This window comes from Pseudoalteromonas sp. NC201 (assembly GCF_002850255.1).
In the GTDB taxonomy this organism is placed as follows: Bacteria; Pseudomonadota; Gammaproteobacteria; order Enterobacterales; family Alteromonadaceae; genus Pseudoalteromonas.
In genome coordinates this window covers 3,586,262-3,605,509 of record NZ_CP022522.1, presented here as the reverse complement: position 1 = coordinate 3,605,509, position 19,248 = coordinate 3,586,262, and the positions used below count along the sequence as shown (strand labels likewise).

At 43.5% G+C, this 19,248-nt stretch carries 16 protein-coding genes and 1 riboswitch; of the genes, 10 read left to right on the top strand and 6 right to left on the bottom strand.

The features are described 5' to 3' along the window. The first annotated feature begins 9 nt into the window (after positions 1-9). From PNC201_RS15830 to PNC201_RS15815, 5 genes are all read left to right on the top strand, one after another. On the top strand, positions 10-930 hold the full coding sequence (locus tag PNC201_RS15830; RefSeq protein WP_010374249.1) for an ornithine carbamoyltransferase: 921 nt from the start codon (positions 10-12) through the stop codon (positions 928-930). Between the two features lie 11 nt (positions 931-941). Next, positions 942-2,153, top strand: a complete 1,212-nt coding sequence (locus PNC201_RS15825) for an argininosuccinate synthase (RefSeq protein ID WP_010607125.1) — start codon at positions 942-944, stop codon at positions 2,151-2,153. A 14-nt stretch (positions 2,154-2,167) separates the two neighbouring features. Next, entirely contained in the window at positions 2,168-4,033 is a 1,866-nt protein-coding gene (gene argH / locus PNC201_RS15820) for an argininosuccinate lyase (protein ID WP_102057591.1), read from the top strand. A 177-nt stretch (positions 4,034-4,210) separates the two neighbouring features. After that, complete coding sequence (locus PNC201_RS23405; RefSeq protein ID WP_167310205.1) at positions 4,211-4,369, top strand: hypothetical protein; 159 nt, start codon at positions 4,211-4,213, stop codon at positions 4,367-4,369. A gap of 66 nt (positions 4,370-4,435) precedes the next feature. Then, positions 4,436-4,891, top strand: coding sequence for a hypothetical protein (locus tag PNC201_RS15815; protein ID WP_233525185.1), 456 nt, complete (start codon positions 4,436-4,438; stop codon positions 4,889-4,891). A 191-nt stretch (positions 4,892-5,082) separates the two neighbouring features. On the opposite strand, the gene PNC201_RS15805 is transcribed toward PNC201_RS15815, so the two are convergent. Both PNC201_RS15805 and coaD read right to left on the bottom strand, forming a co-directional pair. Continuing rightward, complete coding sequence (locus PNC201_RS15805; RefSeq protein WP_102057589.1) at positions 5,083-6,441, bottom strand: capsule assembly Wzi family protein; 1,359 nt, start codon at positions 6,439-6,441, stop codon at positions 5,083-5,085. Beyond that, positions 6,438-6,920: a pantetheine-phosphate adenylyltransferase gene (gene coaD, locus PNC201_RS15800; RefSeq protein ID WP_010374242.1), complete on the bottom strand. Its 483-nt coding sequence runs from the start codon at positions 6,918-6,920 to the stop codon at positions 6,438-6,440. The genes PNC201_RS15805 and coaD overlap by 4 nt, the downstream gene beginning before the upstream one ends. Before the next feature lie 185 nt (positions 6,921-7,105). On the opposite strand from coaD, the gene PNC201_RS15795 reads away from it, so the two are divergent. Then, entirely contained in the window at positions 7,106-7,762 is a 657-nt protein-coding gene (locus tag PNC201_RS15795) for a TetR/AcrR family transcriptional regulator (RefSeq protein WP_102057588.1), read from the top strand. Between the two features lie 221 nt (positions 7,763-7,983). Continuing rightward, the gene (thiI, locus tag PNC201_RS15790; RefSeq protein WP_010607129.1) at positions 7,984-9,441 is read left to right on the top strand and encodes a tRNA uracil 4-sulfurtransferase ThiI; all 1,458 of its coding nucleotides are present in this window, start codon (positions 7,984-7,986) and stop codon (positions 9,439-9,441) included. 613 nt (positions 9,442-10,054) lie between these two features. On the opposite strand, the gene PNC201_RS15780 is transcribed toward thiI, so the two are convergent. Continuing rightward, a complete protein-coding gene (locus PNC201_RS15780) occupies positions 10,055-10,957 on the bottom strand; it encodes a ketopantoate reductase family protein (RefSeq protein WP_102057586.1) in 903 nt (300 codons plus the stop codon). Next, positions 10,950-11,300 carry a VanZ family protein gene (locus PNC201_RS15775; RefSeq protein WP_174170590.1) on the bottom strand — a complete coding sequence of 117 codons (351 nt, stop codon included), beginning with the start codon at positions 11,298-11,300 and terminating at the stop codon, positions 10,950-10,952. Before PNC201_RS15775 ends, PNC201_RS15780 begins: the two co-directional genes overlap by 8 nt. 152 nt (positions 11,301-11,452) lie before the next feature. On the opposite strand from PNC201_RS15775, the gene PNC201_RS15770 reads away from it, so the two are divergent. The 3 genes from PNC201_RS15770 (at position 11,453) to PNC201_RS15755 (ending at position 15,571) form a co-directional block, all read left to right on the top strand. Beyond that, entirely contained in the window at positions 11,453-11,935 is a 483-nt protein-coding gene (locus tag PNC201_RS15770) for a YajQ family cyclic di-GMP-binding protein (RefSeq protein ID WP_102057584.1), read from the top strand. A gap of 86 nt (positions 11,936-12,021) precedes the next feature. Next, positions 12,022-12,270, top strand: a riboswitch (cobalamin riboswitch). 35 nt (positions 12,271-12,305) lie between these two features. Beyond that, positions 12,306-14,168 (top strand): TonB-dependent receptor domain-containing protein, encoded by a 1,863-nt coding sequence (locus tag PNC201_RS15765; RefSeq protein WP_102057583.1) that lies wholly within the window; start codon positions 12,306-12,308, stop codon positions 14,166-14,168. Between the two features lie 425 nt (positions 14,169-14,593). Next, positions 14,594-15,571, top strand: coding sequence for a hypothetical protein (locus tag PNC201_RS15755; RefSeq protein ID WP_102057582.1), 978 nt, complete (start codon positions 14,594-14,596; stop codon positions 15,569-15,571). Between the two features lie 41 nt (positions 15,572-15,612). On the opposite strand, the gene msrA is transcribed toward PNC201_RS15755, so the two are convergent. Together msrA and PNC201_RS15745 are read right to left on the bottom strand one after the other, a co-directional pair. Next, a complete protein-coding gene (gene msrA / locus PNC201_RS15750; protein WP_102057581.1) occupies positions 15,613-16,146 on the bottom strand; it encodes a peptide-methionine (S)-S-oxide reductase MsrA in 534 nt (177 codons plus the stop codon). Then, positions 16,146-19,244, bottom strand: coding sequence for an efflux RND transporter permease subunit (locus tag PNC201_RS15745; RefSeq protein ID WP_102057580.1), 3,099 nt, complete (start codon positions 19,242-19,244; stop codon positions 16,146-16,148). Before PNC201_RS15745 ends, msrA begins: the two co-directional genes overlap by 1 nt. Positions 19,245-19,248 lie beyond the last annotated feature (4 nt).

Here is a 19,248-nt window from a genome sequence, read left to right as displayed (position 1 = left end):
GAAAACACCATGACTAAGCATTTTTTAACTGGTTTGGAATTAGACCAAACTAACGTTTTGAACTTATTAAAGCTTGCAAAAAATATTAAAAATCAACCGCAAGAATATAACCAAGCCTTAGCAGGCAAATCGATTGTCACGTTATTCGAAAAGCCGAGCTTAAGAACGCGGCTGTCGTTCGATATCGGTATCCATAAACTGGGCGGCCATGCTGTGTATTTAGATCAGCAAAACGGTGCAATGGGGGCGCGCGAATCCGTAAAAGATTTTGCGCTTAATATTTCTACTTGGGCCGATGGCCTTGTGGCTCGCGTAAATCATCATAGCACGCTTGAGACGCTCGCTGAGTTTTCGTCGGTGCCTGTTGTGAATAGCCTATGTGATTTATATCACCCTTGCCAAGCGTTGGCTGATTTTCTCACCTTATTTGAAACTTACGACGATGTCAGCCAGATCAAAATCGCTTATCTCGGTGAAGGTAACAACGTAACACATTCATTAATGTTGCTTGCGGCAACGTTAGGTACTGATTTTGTGGCGGTTTGTCCTAAAGGTCATTCTCCAGATGCACAGATTGTAAAGCAAGCTGAACAAATTGCGGCGGTAAATGGCGCCTCAGTTCTGGTCAGTGATCGGGTAGAAGCGGCGGCTGGTGCCAATGTGCTCTACGCTGATACTTGGGTTTCGATGGGGAATAAAACGCCAATTGAACAGGTGAAAGACACCTTTATGCCATATCAAATCAACCAACAATTGGTTGAAGCGTGTGGCGCACAAACCATTTTGCATTGCCAGCCAGCACATCGTGAGTTTGAAATTACTTCCGAAGTGATGGACGGGCCAAAGTCAAAAATTATTCAACAAGCTGAAAACCGCATGCATGCTCAAAACGCATTGCTGGTATCGCTGTTAAACAAAGATTACGTTTGAGGTTAAAGAACATGAGCAAGATTAAAAAAGTGGTACTGGCTTACTCTGGTGGATTAGACACATCAGCGATTGTGCCATGGTTAAAAGAGAACTACGGTTGTGAAGTTGTCGCCTTTGTTGCCGATGTAGGTCAGGGTGAAGAAGAACTGGTTGGGGTTGAAGAAAAGGCAATCGCATCGGGTGCCTCTGAGTGCCATATCGTCGACTTAAAAGAAGAAATGGTTAGCGACTATATTTATCCAACTCTTAAAACTGGTGCTATCTATGAAGGGACATATTTACTGGGTACTTCGATGGCGCGTCCTATTATCGCCAAAGCACAAGTTGAAATCGCTCGTAAAGTTGGCGCGGATGCACTTTCGCATGGTTGTACAGGCAAGGGGAATGATCAGGTGCGTTTTGAATCTTGCTTCTCAGCGCTTGCGCCTGACCTTAAAGTGATTGCACCATGGCGTGAATGGTCACTATCAAGTCGTGAATCTTTGCTTGACTATTTGGCCGAGCGTAATATCCCTTGTGCAGCCTCTGCCACCAAAATTTACAGTCGTGATGCCAATGCTTGGCATATTTCTCACGAAGGTGGAGAATTGGAAGATCCATGGAATGAGCCAAGCGACCAGGTTTGGACCATGACTAACTCTCCAGAAGCAGCTCCGGATCAGCCTGAATATGTGTCGGTATTAATCGAAAAGGGTGAAATCACCGGTGTTAACGGTGAGAGCTACAGCCCTTATCAGTGCCTAGTTAAGTTAAACGAGATTGCAGCGCAGCACGGTGTTGGTCGTGTGGATATCGTTGAAAACCGCCTGGTCGGCATGAAATCTCGTGGCTGTTATGAAACACCGGGAGGCACTGTGATGATGGCTGCGTTACAAGCGATTGATGAGCTGATCTTAGACAAATCTTGTCGTAAATGGAAAACCGCGCTTAGCGAAGAGTTTGCACACTTAGTCTATGACGGTCGTTGGTTTACCCCACTGAAAGATTCAATTCTAGCTGCCGCAGAGTCTTTCGCACAGCAGGCAACTGGTGAGGTGGTACTTAAGCTTTATAAAGGCCATGTACATGCAGTGCAAAAGCAATCAATCAATAGCTTATACAGCGAAGATTTTGCCACATTTGGTGAAGATGATGTATATGACCAATCTCATGCGGAGGGATTCATTCGTCTATTCTCACTATCTAGCCGGATAGCGGCGTTAAACAAGCAAAAGCAGTCTTAAGGTAGGAGAACGAGATGGCATTATGGGGTGGCCGTTTTTCATCAGGTCCTGATGAGGCATTTAAGCAATTTAATGATTCTCTGCCATTTGATTATCAATTGGCAGAGCAAGATATTGTTGGCTCTATCGCTTGGGCGGGTGCGCTAAAGCAAGTAGATGTATTAACTGAAAGCGAACATCAGCAGATCATCTCAGCGCTGAAACAGCTTTTGGATGAAGTGATTGCTGATCCGCGCAGTGTAGCAACCGCGGGACATGAGGATATTCATTCTTATGTTGAAGCTAAACTTATCGACAAAGTGGGTGATTTAGGTAAAAAGCTGCACACAGGTCGAAGCCGTAACGACCAAGTAGCCACAGACTTTAGATTGTGGAGCCGGAAAACGGCGCAGCAATTGCTTGTGGCACTGAGTTCACTCAAGCAAGCTCTTGTGGTACTCGCAGAGCAGGAGCTTGGTACTATATTGCCAGGCTACACCCATTTACAGCGTGCTCAGCCCGTGCTCTTTAGTCATTGGTGTATGGCCTACGTTGAGATGATTGAGCGTGATGAGTCGCGCTTAAATGATGCGCTTGAAAGGTTAAATGTGTGCCCACTTGGCTCAGGTGCACTAGCGGGGACTGCTTATCCTATCGACCGTGAAATGTTAGCTGTAAACCTTGGCTTTAGAGAAGCCTCTCGCAATAGTTTAGATGCGGTCTCTGATCGTGACTTTGTGGTTGAGCTACTCAGTTGTGCGTCTATTTCGATGATGCATTTATCTCGTTTTGCAGAGGATTTGATCTTTTACAACTCTGGTGAATCTGGATTTATTGATTTGGTCGACAGCGTGACGTCCGGCTCATCCTTGATGCCACAGAAAAAGAATCCTGATGCCTTAGAGTTGATCCGTGGCAAAACAGGTCGAGTTTTTGGCGCCTTTAGCGGCATGATGATGACGCTTAAAGCTTTGCCCTTGGCCTACAACAAAGACATGCAGGAAGATAAAGAAGGCCTATTTGATGCCATGCCAACTTGGCTTGCGTGTATTCATATGGCTGAAGCATGCGTTAAAGGCATTAAGGTTAATGGTGATAAGACGTTAGCGGCTGCAAAAGGTGGTTACGCCAATGCGACAGAGCTTGCTGATTATCTCGTTGCTAAGGGAATACCGTTTAGGGAAGGCCATCACATCGTCGGTGAATTAGTGCAGTTAGCAATTAGTAAGGGGCAAAACCTCGAGGATCTGAGCTTAGAAGAATTCCAGCAAGTCAGCGCAGTAATTGCAGAGGATGTCTACCCGGTACTAGAAATTGACGCTTGTATTGCCGCTCGTAAAGCATTAGGCGGCACCTCATTGCCACAAGTGACCAATGCCATTAAAACGGCAAAAAAAAAGCAAAAAATCCTAGTGCGTGATGCCAATTTAGATGATGTTGAAGCCATTGCCGGACTGATCCAATATTGGGCTAAAGTAGGTGAGAACCTACCGCGAGCGAAAAGTGATATGATCCATAGTATCAATGAGTTTGCGGTGACAGAGGTCGATGGCAAAGTGACAGGATGTGCATCTTTGTATATTTACGACACTGGGCTTGCTGAAATTCGCTCTTTGGGTGTAAATCCCGAAAGCGAAATAAAGGGACAGGGGCAACTTTTAGTCGAGCATTTACTGGTGAAAGCCAAAAAATTGGCACTCAATCGTATTATTGTGCTAACTAGAGTACCTGGCTTCTTTATGAAACAAGGTTTTAACAACTGTACCAAAGATAGCTTGCCTGAAAAAGTGATGAAAGACTGCGAGTTGTGTTTGCGCAAAGATAACTGTGATGAAATTGCGATGGATTTCATTATAAAACAAACATCTAGCTTAAGTATTCCATGTAAATTTGTGGCTTAACACTAAGCTTTTACAGAATAAGAAAGAGCGCTAGTAAGCGTTCTTTCTGTATGTAAATCAACCGATTGAAATTGATTTAATAAATGTTGGCGTGCTTCGTGCTAAGTAAATCTCGATAATTTTTAGATGACTCACTTTTAGAGTTAAGACTAATTTGTAAATATTGAGGGAAATTTCATGATAAAAACAATCCTAGCGAGAAAAAATCAAGCTAAAACAACTGGTCAAGCAAAGCCACTTTCTGATAAGGTGATTCAATCTGTAAGTAAACTTGAGATGGTATCTGGCGCACGTGGAAGTGCAATAATTCCGCCTGGGTCTAAAGAACCGTACTAATGATTAATGTTAATTTATGACTTTTTTGGTATGAGTATAGGAGCCCTTGTAATATGGGGCTTCTTGATGGCCTCACTGCTACATCTATTTTTTTATATACTAAAAGTCCAGAAAAATTTACAGCTACTCTTTGCTTCTATCCTGTTATTTACCTCCTACTTTGTAAGTGATTTTATCATTGCTTCTGATAGCTACAATACGGCTATTCACGGAATATTTGCTTTGTTTGATCTCTTTACCTTATTGATTCTTTTTCTAGTCGCGTATACTTTTTTTAAAGATGAAAAGCTCGAAGTTGGCGTTTTATATATTACGGTAGGTTTGGTTATTAATACTTTAATGTTCTTCTTTATGTTTATAGATACATATATTTATGAAAATGTAACACGCTGGTTCTTATGGTATTTATACTCATACATAGTGATTTCTGTGGACTTTATTATGGTTGCTTCTTTATTAGTCAATAAAGATTGGTTAGGTATTAAATGGGCTATAAGTAAGGTGAGAGCTAGGGTAGCTTGAAAATTTAGTCGATTTAAACTGTGGTTTTTACTTACTTATCAGTGTGTTGTGTTCGTTTTGCTGTTTTTGTGCTTACTGGTTATACACTATCGGAATGTATATAACCGATTAGCTTTTAATTGTCGTTTTGCTTATTCCTAAAGATCTTCTTGGATTATACGCCACAATAAAAGAGCGGCGATGGCCGCTCGTTAAAACTGATATTCCACGCTCAACGTAAGTGCTGCGTGGCTTTCGTCTTCTTCCTGAGACTTATCTTGCCATGCTTTTACGCCTATTTTTGCAAGCGCGCCAAACACGCCTTGTTGGTAACCGAGCTCGAGCTGGTTTCGTTCAACATCTCGTGTGTCAAATTCAACTCGTTTCAGTTTGGCATAGGCGCCAATGCCATCCGTGCTGAAGTAATCTAACGCGAATGTGAGGTTTTTAGCATCCAATCCCGAGCTTGCTCCAAGCCAGAGGTCGCGCTCGCTGTAGTTCGTTGAATCCACTGTATTGTCTCTTGGGCAAAGCGCGAGCTTTAGCTCGTCTTTACAATCAATGCTTGTATCTGAATATTCAATAAAGCTCTTGAGACGATAGTCTTTACCACCCCAGTAGCTTTCAATACCTAGGGTGTACATTGGATTGCTTGGTAATGCACCACTGGCATTATTGCCTGCAAACTCACCGTATAAAGCGAGCGGTTGATTAGCTATCCGAGTGGAATATTTGAAGTCAACGCTGGTGAGGCGTTGCGTTTGCTTTTCGCTTTCAAGGTTTTGTTGTTGATAAACAAAGTCGCTGGATGTTGTACTAAAGCCAAGTTCTAACCCTTGAATTGGAAAAGCAGCCGCTCTAAACCCCCAAAAGTCGCCATCCTTTTTACTGGCTATATTTGGGCGTTGTTTTGCCATAATGGCCGTCACTTGCCAAGGACCAACGAAAGAGAAAAAGCTCGGTCCAATATAATTGTTATTGGCACGACTTAAACGAACCGCCTTCATGGGGGCTGCGTTGTTTGAAAGCATCAGCGCATTTTCGTTGCTCGGGCCCCACCAGTAACTCAGTCGCTCAGCGCTGAGAGACCAATTACCAAACAACACTGCAAGGTGACTGCCGTGGTGATTAACGTATTTTCCATCTTGGCTTTCATCTGCGTAGTTAACCGCAACTTTAGCGCTAACAGCACCACCTGTAATAACGCCATAAGTACGTAAGCCTGAACGTTCATTTTGACGTTCACCAAAGCCTGTTGAGCGCTCTTCAGCACCGTTAAAATGTGCTTTTACACTACTGTATCTTTCTCTTTTTGCTTGTTTTAGCGCATGGCGTAAATGTGCCAATGCAAAGCTTGCGGTTTCAGAGAGATTGCTGTCATCAATAGCGGCAAGGTCATTAACAATGCCGCTCCACAACAGAGGATATTGATTAACTGGGCGATTTATCACGCCTTCTGCAACCAGTAAATCTATGCTGTGTTTAAGCTCACTTTGTGACACCTCTATCCAAGGTGAAGCATGCGCATAAGTACCAACCAATACGGCTAGGGATAATAGGCACTTTTTCATCCGTGTAGTTTTTCCTCTAAAGCTTTGGCAACCAGCGGGTGAACAAATTCACTGACATTGCCTTTATGAAGTGCAACTTCTTTTACTAAAGTTGACGAGATAAATGAATTCTTTTCAGATGGCGTTAAAAATACGCTTTCCAAATCGGGATGTAAACGGCGATTCATATTGGCCAGCTGGAACTCATAGTCAAAGTCAGACACCGCGCGAATACCGCGGATCAGCACGTTGGCTTTTTGCTCTTTCGCTAAATCAACGAGTAATCCTGAAAACCCAATCACCTTTACATTTTTATGTGACTTTAAAATTTCTTCAGCCAAAGCAACACGTTGCTCTAGTGAGAAACAAGGCTGTTTATTTGGGTTATGGGCAATTGCCAAGATCACGGTATCAAACATTTTTGCTGCACGTTTGATTAAGTCTTCATGTCCATTAGTGAGGGGATCAAATGTGCCAGGGTAGAGGGCGATGACTTTCATAAGCGTAATTATGTTGAATTTTTTTGTATGGTAACAAGGTTTTTTTGAAAAAACACTGGTCAGCTTTGTCGGATCTAAGCTTATCTAGAGGTAAAATTAGTGCTATTTTTTCACATGGAGCGCGCAATAGCCTATTAACACTAGCAATAGCGCGACCACGTTATCAACAAAGATAGAGAATCGTAATGAATACCAAGGAAAAAATAATACGTACCAGCATCGCGTTATTTAATTTGCATGGAGAGCGCGCGATTACGACAAACCATATAGCGTCCAGTTTGGGGATTAGTCCTGGCAATTTGTACTATCATTTTAAAAATAAAGAAGACATCATTCGGCAAATATTCGCGCTTTATAGCGAGCATTTAAATACGCACTTTAAGCCACTGGAGCAGCACAATGAGCCGCTTGAGCAGCTAACTCAATATTTAGACTCCTTGTTCGACCTGATGTGGCGTTATCACTTTTTCTACGACAATCTGACAGACATCTTGGCTCGTGATGATGAATTGAAAAAAAACTACATTGCTTTTCAGTTACGCTTACTTGAGCAAGTAAAAGCTGTGGTAATTGGTCTAAGAGATACAGGCGTGATCACCATAGATGATGACGATGCTAAAGAGCTCGCGCATATGTTGAAAATGACCGTTAGTTTCTGGACTCCCTATGTTAAAGCCAGAAGAATGACAGGCGTCCTTGAGCAACAAGATATATACAATGGTATTGTTAAAGTTCTGATGATTTTTAAACCTTACGCGACGCCCATGAGCGCACCGAAAGTGGCACAACTTCAGCAGCATTATCAAGCATTAGCAGAGGCGAGCTTACCGAGTATTGCTTAGCCTGAAATAATTAAGCGGGCCTTTTGCCTGGGTGAGCACGGCAAAAGGCTTTCTTTGTAGAGCACAAAGGGAAAAGGTTTGTTTATTTCCTAATCGGCTCTGAGTTTGATATACTCGCGCGCCCGAACTGTCCTCGGTCAGTGTGCGCCACGATAAAGTCCGCTTAGGTCAAATCAGTGCGTCATCGCAACCGATAATCGATCTGTAGTAGAGTGACTTTTATGCTTAAATTTATCGTCAAATTACATCCCGAAATTGCTATTAAGAGCAAATCCGTCCGTAAGCGTTTTACCAAAGTATTAGAGAAAAACATCAAAATGCTGTTGGTTCGCGTTGACGAAAACGTAAAAGTTAAAAATAACTGGGACAATATCTCAGTGACGAGCGAGCTAAGTGACGAGAAAACCCGTCTTGGTCTGATCGACCACCTTAAACGCACGCCAGGTATTGTGCAGTTTATTGAGGTGCAAGAAACACAGTTCGACACGCTTGATGATATCTACCAACAAACGATTGCTTTGGTTGAGCCATTGATCAAGGGCAAAACGTTTTGCGTGCGTGTAAAGCGCCAAGGTAAGCATGAGTTTACTTCAAGCGACGTGGAGCGTTATGTTGGTGGCGGTTTAAACCAAAATGTAGAGGGTGCCAGTGTAAGACTGAAAAAACCTGATGTGACGGTTAAAATCGAAGTCAAAGACAATAAAGCCTACATCGTTCGTCACCAGCACTTTGGTCTAGGTGGCTTCCCACTACCAACGCAAGAAGACGTGCTGTCTTTGGTTTCTGGCGGATTCGACTCGGGTGTTGCGACTTATCAAATGATGCGAAAAGGCGCGCGAACGCACTTTTTGTTCTTTAACTTAGGTGGCGCAGCCCACGAAATTGGCGTTAAGCAAGTGAGCCACTATTTGTGGAAACAATTTAGCTCTACCCACAAAGTTAAATTTATTACGATTGACTTTGAGCCGGTTGTTGCAGAAATTCTTGAAAATATCGAAAGCGGACAAATGGGCGTGGTACTAAAGCGCATGATGATGCGTGCAGGTGCTGTGGTTGCAGAGCGTTTAGGGATCCCTGCGCTGGTAACTGGTGAAAGTATTGGTCAGGTATCGAGCCAAACCTTGGCTAACCTTAACGTGATTGACCGTGTCACAGAGATGCTGATATTACGACCGCTTATTCAACACGATAAAGAAGAGATCATTCGTATTGCCAGAGCGATTGGCACCAATGAAATGGCAGAAGCAATGCCTGAATATTGTGGTGTGATCTCTCAAAAACCAACGGTAAAAGCACAGCTTCACAAGATATTAGCTGAAGAAGAAAAGTTTGACTTTGATGTATTGAATACGGTTGTAGCTAACGCGACGGTAAAAGATATTCGCGACATTGAAGCTGAAGCAAAAGAAGAGGTGAAAGAAGCGGAATCGGTAAGTGAATTACCGGACAACGCGGTGGTACTGGATATTCGTTCTCCAGAAGAGGAAGATGCAAACCCTCTAGAGCTAGATGGTGCACAAGTGATCCACTTACCTTTCTTTAGATTAGCCACTAAGTTTGGCGACTTACCACAGGACAAAGCATACTACTTGTACTGTTCGAAAGGCGTAATGAGCCAGTTACAAGCACTTATTCTGCATGAAAATGGCTATGCAAACGTCAAGGTGTACCGTCCTTAAAAAAGCGTGTTAACAAGCGTTGGGTGAGACTTTAGGATTTACCCAACGTACGTCTTGTGGGGAGGTTATAGGTTGCTTGTTTATCCTCGTTTATTTACTAGGTATTTTGTAGCTGCCCTCCACAGTTAGTATCAAAGCGCAGCCATGCGCTCCTAGTTCATTCTTTTGAAACGACACAATCGAGCGAATCAAGAAAACGTCGCCCCGACATCATACTGAAGCCTAAAACCAAAAAACTGATAGGAAAGCAACCGACATCCCGCCGGTGCATTGCATATCGGCTTATGCTTCTCAGGTGTGATGAAAGGGGAATTATACCAGTTGTATTAAGTAAATGATCTATCTTGAAGCGGGGAAATAGCTTTAGTAGCAAGGCAAAAATTTTGCTATTTAGTTGTTCTAAATGAGAAATTTTTAACGAAGCTAATATGCTATTTCACCCTTCAAATTGATTAGAGAATTAATTCAATTGGTATTAGCTGCTTATGAAACCTTCTACGGTTTTAGCAGTTAAGCTGCTTGCAAGTATTGCAAAAACTCTCAACGAGCTGTATCCCTAATTCGCTGTGCAAATAACTTTGTGGGGGGCGGTTTACCCGCCGAGAAGTTAAGTCTATTGTCGCGCTAGCTGCCAGCGCTTATTCACTTCCTCAAGTAACTGTTGATTAAACGGCACATCGATATTTTGCTTCGCTGCTAGCTCACAAATATACCCGCACATGGCGTCAATTTCTGTGCGTCTGTTATTCGCGATATCCTGATTCATTGAAGAGCGATTGTTTGCAGTTTGCGCCATTACGGTGTAAGCAAGCGTGACTAGCTCACTAAGCGCTAAGTTCACGCCTGTACTTGTGGCCACAAGTTGTACTTCATTCATTAAATTAAGGATTTGGGCCGCGTATTTGGGCTGTCTTAGCTGACCATTTGCGACTTGTTCCAATGCACTTAACGGGTTAATGGCAATATTAACCGCCAGCTTTTTCCAAAGTGTTGGCATGATGTCAAACGTGGTTTGAGCATTGTCAAATGTGCTAAACAGTTGCGAGAATACGCGCTGGTAGTGGCATTCAGCTGGTAAATTTAACGGCCCAAACCAAGTTGCACCTTGTCCTGTATGATGCACAGTGTCTGCGACTTTATAGCCTGCGATAGATGTGCTTAAGAAGTAGGCGGATTGCGTTTTATCAAGCGCTGCTAACTCACCAGACCAATCTACCATGCCATTATGACTAAGGATTAGCGTGCCATTTTTTGAAAGTGCAGGGCGAAGCGCTCGGAGTGCTTCGATGACCTGATATGCTTTAACAGGAATGATTAGCGTATCTATATTGCTAGCTGGAAGTTCTGCAAGCGTTTTTGTACTGCATGGGATGGTTTGTTGAATACTTGCTGTTTGATAGCGATAAGTCGCCGCGCGTTTGTTTCGAGTGATCAGCGTAATTGGATGAGATTGACTAAGGTGCTGGGCGAGCAGTAATCCTATCGCCCCTTCACCTAAAATATGTATGTTAGCCATGTTTTCTGTTGCGCCAACTTGCCCAAATATAAAATAGAACAAAATAACTGACCGCACCGGCTAAATCAGCGAAAAAATCAGCGGTGGATGCTTGGCGATACGGTAATGAATGTTGCATCCACTCAATTCCTGCACCATACAAGGACAGCAGTACTATGTGTGTCCATACTTTCACTTTAAAAGCATGGTGAGAGATAAACGCAAGCACAAAAAACACACCAAAATGCGCCACTTTATCGATATTTGGGAACAGCTTTGGAGACAAGCTAATTTCCTTTGCGAATAGCACCGTACATATAATTAAAGAGATAATCAAAAGAGCTTTATAAACGCGCCGTGTCACAATACATCCTACTTCTGTATGACTAAGCGAGCAGTATACCATCGAAAACTGTCCATTGGGTGAACATCCTAATACGCTGTTTAAAAACTTAAAGTAACTCAAATTAAGCATAAACTGCTATAATCGAGCCAAAATGACTTTAGGAGAGAAGCATGCCTTCATTTGATATTGTATCTGAAATTGATATGACAGAAGCAAAAAATACCGTAGACAACGCGGTTCGCGAGCTTGATACGCGGTTTGATTTTCGTGGCGTAGATGCATCAATCGAGCTTAACGGTGAAATGATCAACCTTAAAGCGGAAGCAGAACAGCAAGTTATGCAGTTGTTTGATATGTTAGTGGGTAAAGCGGCAAAGCGTGGCCTTGATGTGGCAAGCTTCGAGCTAAAAGACATTGAACGCTCAGGCAAATACGTATCGCGCAAGGTGGCGTTAAAACAAGGCATCGACAAAGAGATGGCGAAAAAACTGGTTAAGCTTATTAAAGACTCAAAAGTTAAAGTTCAAGCATCAATTCAAGGCGATACGGTGCGTGTAACGGGTAAAAAGCGTGACGATTTGCAAGAAACGATGCAATTGGTTCGTACCGGTGAGCTTGGCCAACCATTTCAATTCAAAAACTTCCGCGACTAATTACGCTTTACTTCATTCCAAAAGTGCATAGATTGCACTTTTGGATTTCTAGACGTCCATTGACAATCATTCCGAAACCCAAGACAATAGCCTCGCATTTTCAAGGTGCTGTACACAACCTAGTGTGGTTGCTAAGTGTATAGATAATCGGGAAACTGGTGCGAACACAAGGGAACATCTAATTGCGTGAATCAATAATAAATTGAGTAAGACAGTTTATTACACGTGATTAGCTTGGATCGGTTCTATGCCAGCGCTGCCCCCGCAACGGTAGAGTGAACTGCTAATCTGCAGATTTACTGAGCCCGGAGACCGGCCTTGAAACAGTCACTTTGTGTTCTTGTACGGTGGGTACAAGTTAGGGGAAACCATGTTAAATAAAACTGCTCTAAGCGCGGCGATAGCGACGGCGCTCTCTTTTTCAGCATTTGCGGATCAAAATGTTGAACATATCACTGTTACTGCCAATAAATTTGAACAATCTCTAGAAAGCGCATTGTCTGCCATTACGGTTATAGGTCGCGCTGAAATTGAAAAAAGCAATGTTCAAGATGTCGTATCGCTACTCGATAATGTCGCTGGTATTCAAGCTGTTAGAAACGGTGGCTTTGGCCAAAGCGTGAGTTTATTCCTACGCGGTAATGACGCTAAGCATACGCTAGTGTTAATCGATGGGGTTCGAGTGACGGATGCAAACTCCGGTGACAATTCGCTCACTAATTTACCACTTAATAGCATCGAAAGAATTGAGATCATTCGTGGTGCCAAAGCTGCGATTTATGGTTCAGATGCCATTGCTGGCGTGATTAACATTATTAGTCGCGAAGGGAATAACAATACTATCGCGTTTACGACTGGGAGTAACAATTACTCCAAGACCGAAGCGACGGTAAATTACAAAAAAGACAAGTTTAGTATTGCAGCTAATGCGGGTTACACTCATACCGATGGCTATGATGTGATTGAGAAAGACCCTGAAGCTGCAATCACAAAAAACCATGACCGTGATGGATATTATAACGGTAATGCCGGTTTAAATGTGCAGTATGGTGATGAAGAAAGTGGCATTTTTAGCTTACGTTCACAGTACAGTGAAGGTGAGGGGGAGTATGACTCTTTTGGTAGTGATGCTTACCGTTTCCATAACTACACCAATAAGTTGGCGTGGAAAAGACGTACTGATAAGTTTAGCCAAAGTGCGTCATACAGCTTAGGTAAGGAACAAAATGTTCAAATCGGTAATAGTGCTGACGATAACGCTTATGTCACCAAACGCAGCCAATTTGAATATCAGTCGCAATATAGTTTAACTGAAGCTTTGATCTTCACGGGTAACTTTACCTTTCTAAATGAAGATGTTGGTGATTCTACCGCCTCTTTTTCAGAGCCTGAGCGTGATAATTTATCTTTAGCACTCGGTGGGTTTTACAACGATGAAAATTGGCTGGCAGAGGTTGTACTGAGAACGGATGATTATGATTTTCATGGTCGTGCAAACACCTACACGGTTGCTGTAGGCAAGCAACTCATGGATGGCCTAAGTGTTAAGTTGAATCATGGTACTGCCTTTAGAGCACCTTCTTTATCACAGGCGTTTGTGATTGATAGTCCTTACTATTTACCTAACCCAAATATTAAGCCAGAAGAAGCTACTAATAACGAAATTATTGTTACATGGAGCGGCGAGAACTTCCGTGTGGAAGCTGCGGTATACGATAACCGTATTACCGATAAAATCGTTTATCAGCAAAATGATAAATGGAAATACATCCCTTACAATGTTCAGCGCGCTGACTTTGAAGGTGCTGATCTTTCTGTTGAAATTGAAGACAACTTTGGTATCGAGCATACGGTAAATGTGAGCTATGTGAGTGCTAAAGACGCAGATACCGATAAGCAATTACAGCGCAGAGCGAGACGCACCTTAACTTATTCAGTCAGTAAAGAGTGGGAAAATGTCGATGCAACACTGACCTTAGTCCATAGAGGTAATCGCGACGATAAAGTATGGGGAGCTGAAGGTGCATATACAGTGACTTTACCGTCATATACGCTGTTTAACTTAGCTGCTAACTATACGTTTTTCGACGGATTCAAGTTAAATGGCCGAATTGAAAACTTAACCGATAAGCGTTATTTCAATGCCACAGCGGGCGAAGCAAAAGATGGATCTTTACTGGGCTATAAGCCACTAGGTAGACAAGCCTACGTTGGTGTGAGCTACAGCTTCTAATGCGTTAACTGCTTTTCAATACCCAGAGTGATCCATCATGAGTAATGGATCACTTTTCTTATTTATCATTTAGGGCCTGTTGACCTTTGCTGTTTGGTTTTTGTTCTTCTGAGTGTGTTTTGATCGCGACGCTCGACTTGCCGCCTAGTAATCTAGGCAAAAGTTGAGCAACAATGAACAAAGCGCACTCAGGTGAACCCAAAGGGCAGCGCTTGACTGGCATTTCTACTGTGTTATCACCTGACTTACATAGAATAACTATGCTACGCAGGCTCTGCCTTGTATAAATACCAGTCAAACTGCTGCAAAAACAAACTTGAAAGATCAACAGGCCCTAGTTGCATTACATTTGTAACTGGTGTTCTGCTTTATGTGTGGTTGATAATAGATTTGATTTGTATTATTACTACCTTAAGGAAAAGAACATGAAGTCACTATTATTTGGGTTACTCACGTTTGGGATTGTCACATCAGCGCAAGCCTCACTACCTGAAAATCAGCTTGAACCTCAATTTTCAACACAATCAATGACGGGCGATTTCGCTTGGTTTAACGCGCCATCGCAAACCTGTAATCGGATCCGCAGCATGATGTATTATCGCCACCCCGGCAACGATCACCTAACGCCTATATCTGTGCCTGTGATTTATACTGGTGGAGAGTGTTGGTCTACTGGCAGGACAACATCTAGCCAAGGTCCAAAGGAAATGTATACGCAGGTTTCAGATATCATTCATCAGCAATTTTCGAATGTAGAACATAACTACAAAGAGTTGACGACCGATATCGTCAATAATATTGCCGCACAATCTAGTTCAAATAAAGTAAGCCACACGACTAGTCTCTACGGCACTATGCATATGAAAATCGCAGGTAGAGTCGATGCACAAAATAAAGTACCGGTGTTGATCGATGGCTTCGATTTGAAGTCTTACGCTAAGTTTCGTAAGAAGCAGCTTGGGATGAATATTTATATCCATGTCTATATTAACAACGAAAATGTCACCATCAAAGGTAAGTATGATGTACGTACCCAGCAGCTTGAGTTAGATCCTTTAATTTCTAGCTTTAAGCCTGTGGTGACGACAAAAGTAGAGCTGCCGTGGATCCTCGATTTGATAGATACCTTGACTCCGGGGATTTTTGACAAGCTTTATACAGAATTTAGCCGTATTGTGATTGATGTGTTTGAATTCTTGGGTGTGGATATGAGCGAAGATATTCCGCAGGTCATTAAACACAACGCCCAGTTAATCAATTCAGGTGTTGTTCCGCTTAAAGGCTTAGATACCTTAAGACCTGGTGATACTGCGAATTTAGAAATGGAAGTAACGCGTGGGCATTTGCGGATTAAAGATGGCCGCACTAGCTTTTATGTATTTGCTATACCTATGTTGCCGTAAGGCGTAAGCCGAACGCAATCGATTGCGTTCGGCACACAAGTTTAGTGTTTTAAATTCGCCGCAAAATGGCTTTCAAACTTTGCAATTTTAGGAGCAATCATCACACTGCAATAGCCTTGGTTTGGGTTTTCAGTGTAATAATCTTGGTGATAGTGCTCAGCAGGATAAAATTCAGGCGCTGGGCTAACTTCAGTCACTATTTTTTCACTTAACTGGCTTTGAAGCTGCGCAATACAATCTTGAGTTTGCTGCTGTTGCTGCTGGTCATGATAAAACACTACACTGCGGTACTGAGTACCAATGTCATTGCCTTGGCGATTCAACTGCGTTGGGTCATGCAGGGTAAAAAACATATTAAGCAAAGTATCAAAGCTGACAATATCGGCATCAAATTGCAGTTGGACTACCTCAGCATGACCACTGTCTCCCCGACATATCATTTGATAGGTGGGATTATCTGTGTGGCCACCTGCGTAACCTGACTGCACTGACTCAACACCATTGACGCGGCGAAATGCCGCATCAATACACCAAAAACAACCACCACCAAAAGTTGCGGTTTGTAAAGTTGCCATTATACCTCCTGCTCAGGATGTTGTTTCGACTGCTCCTCAAGGCGTTTTGTCGTCTCTTCTGGAGATTGCGTCTGCTTAGCTAGTAAAGTATAGGCGGTTGGGATAACAAACAAGGTTAAAATGGTGGCAACACTGACACCGGCAAAAATCACGACACCGATCACCATGCGGCTTTCGAACCCAGGGCCTGTTGCAAACACAAGCGGGATAGAGCTCATCACGGTTGTTAGCGAGGTCATAATAATAGGTCTTAATCGCTGCGCAGCAGCATCAACAATGGCTTGTTCGAAGGCAATGCCTTTGTCACGCAATTGGTTAGCAAATTCCACGATTAAGATACCGTTTTTGGCGCTAAGGCCAATCAACATGACAATACCAATTTGGCTATAAATGTTTAGCGTGCTGTCGGTGATAAATAATCCATACATCGCACCGACTAAGCCCAGCGGTACGGTGAGCATGATAACCAGTGGATGGACAAAGCTTTCAAACTGTGCGGCTAATACTAAGAAAGTAACGGTGAGCGCCAGAATGAACACATAGGTCATCGCTGATGCACCTTCATAAAACAGCTGTGACTCGCCTTTGTAGTCGATGGCACCGTCGATATCATTCTCTTCGGCGGCAACTTTATTTAAAAAGTCGAGCGCTTGCTCCAGTGTATAGTCGCCAGCGAGGTTTGCCGTGATAGTGATTGCGCGCATACGGTTGTAGCGGTTTAATCGAGAAGCTGTGGCTTCTTCTTTTATGGTGATCAAACTGTCTAATGGCACGAGCTCATCGCTACGAGATTTCACATAAATATCAGAAATATTATCTGGGGCAGAGAAGTCGGCTTTGGTGCCTTTTAAGATCACATCGTATTCTTCACCGCGGTCAATAAAGGTGGTAACACGACGTTGTCCCAGCATGGTTTCTAGCGTTTGGCCGATGGCACTTACCGACACGCCTAAATCTGCGGCTTTGGTTTTATCAATGCTTATCAAAAACTGTGGGAAGGTTTCTTTGTAATCGTGATCGAGGCGAACCAGTCCTTTATTTTCTCGTGCGCGTTCTAGGATGCGATCACGCCATGCGGCCAATTCGTCATAGTCGTTGCCTTGTAGTACAAACTCAATGGGGCGTGAGTTACCGCCGCCGCCAATACCACGGCGCATAATAGCAAAGGCGCGAATATCTGTAACATCTTGCATTTTACCGCTGATCTCATCCATGACTTCCCAAGTAGAGCGTTTTCGCTCATCCCAGTCTGGCATGCCGATAATAGCAACACCGCCTTGACCACCCCAACCAGGTACCCGAATAAGCACGCGGCTAAGTTCCTCTGAGTCTACATAAGGAAGTAGGCGCTCTTCAATTTTTGCCATATTTTGCGAGTTGTTTTCGTAGCTTGCCCCTTCAGGACCATTCATCATAACGAAGAAAGTACCGCGGTCTTCTTTTGGTGTCAGTTCAGACGGGATCTGTTTAAACAGGCTATAGCTGGTAAAACCCGCTAGTGCCAACATCACGATCAGGCTGTATTTGCGCGATAAGTTGTCTTGTAAAACACGGCGATACCCTTGTTCTAGTCGAGTAAATCGACGGTCCATCCACTGACTAAAGCGGTTTTCTTTATTACTAGGTTTTAATACTTTGGAGCAAAGGGCTGGAGACAAGGTCAACGCGGTAATACTGGAGAACAGCACCGCAGCACTTACTGCAAAGGCAAACTCGGTAAATAGGGCACCAATACGACCATCCATAAAGACCAAGGGAATAAACACGGCAACCAAAACCAGGGTTGTTGCAATGATGGCAAAGCCTACTTCACGCGCGCCACGGTATGCCGCCAGTAACTTGGGTTCGCCAAGCTCGATACGGCGATAGATATTTTCCAGCATTACAATGGCGTCATCGACCACAAGGCCGATGGCAAGCACAAGTGCAAGAAGCGTCAGTAAGTTGATAGAATACCCCATGGCCAGCAAGAACATAAAGGTTGCAACTAAGGCTACCGGCACGGTAACAGCAGGGATCAGCGTAGCGCGGATATTGCCAAGGAAGATGTAGATAACGAGTACCACCAACGCCATGGCAATCGCAAGTGTGCTGTATACTTCCGCAATGGACTCACGAATAAAAATAGAAGAATCGTAGCTGTCTTCTATGGTGGTACCTTGAGGCAGGTTGCGTTTTATTTTTTCAAGCTCTTTACGGGCGTTGTCGACCACTTCTAGCGTATTGGCTTTGGCTTGCTTTACAACGCCAAGGCCAATCATATTTTTACCATTACCACGGAAGGTACTTTCGTCGTCAGCGGCTTCAAGTACCACCTGCGCGACTTCACCAAGTCGCACCAAATAGCCTTGTTCGCCACGCTTAATCACTAGGTTGTCAAAGTCTTCTTGAGTCTTATAGCTTCTGGCAATACGAACAGAGAAATCACGGTCTACGGATTCTATTTCGCCAGCGGGTAATTCTACGTTTTCTCTGCGTAGCACTTGTTCAATATCACTGCTTGTGACTCCACGAGCGGCCATCGCTTTTCGGTCTAGCCAAATCTTCATGGCGTATTGACGTTCACCGCCAATACGTACATTCGATACGCCATCAACAACCGCCAGGCGGTCAACGATAAAGCGCTGGGCGTAGTCTGAAAGCTGCAAGGTATCCATGGTTTCGCTGTTGAGTACAAACCAAGCGATAGGGCTTTCGTCGCTGTTTGATTTCGATACTTCAGGCGGCCTAACTTGCTCTGGCAACCTATCCAGCGCCCGAGAAACGCGCTCACGCACATCATTTGCAGCAGCGTCGATGTCGCGATCGATATTAAATTCGATAGTGATATTGGAACTACCATTGCGGCTACTTGAATTTATGCTTTTGATCCCTTCGATCCCCGAAATCCGGTTTTCTAATACTTGGGTGATCTTGGTTTCTACTACTTCCGCTGATGCGCCTGTGTAGTTAGTGCTTACACTGACTATTGGGGTTTCAATATCAGGGTATTCGCGCAGCGGTAGCATAGTAAATGCCACTAAGCCAAAGGTCAGCAGCAGTAAGTTAATAACGATCGCGAAGATCGGGCGCTTTACCGCCGTATCAGTGATTCTCACGTCG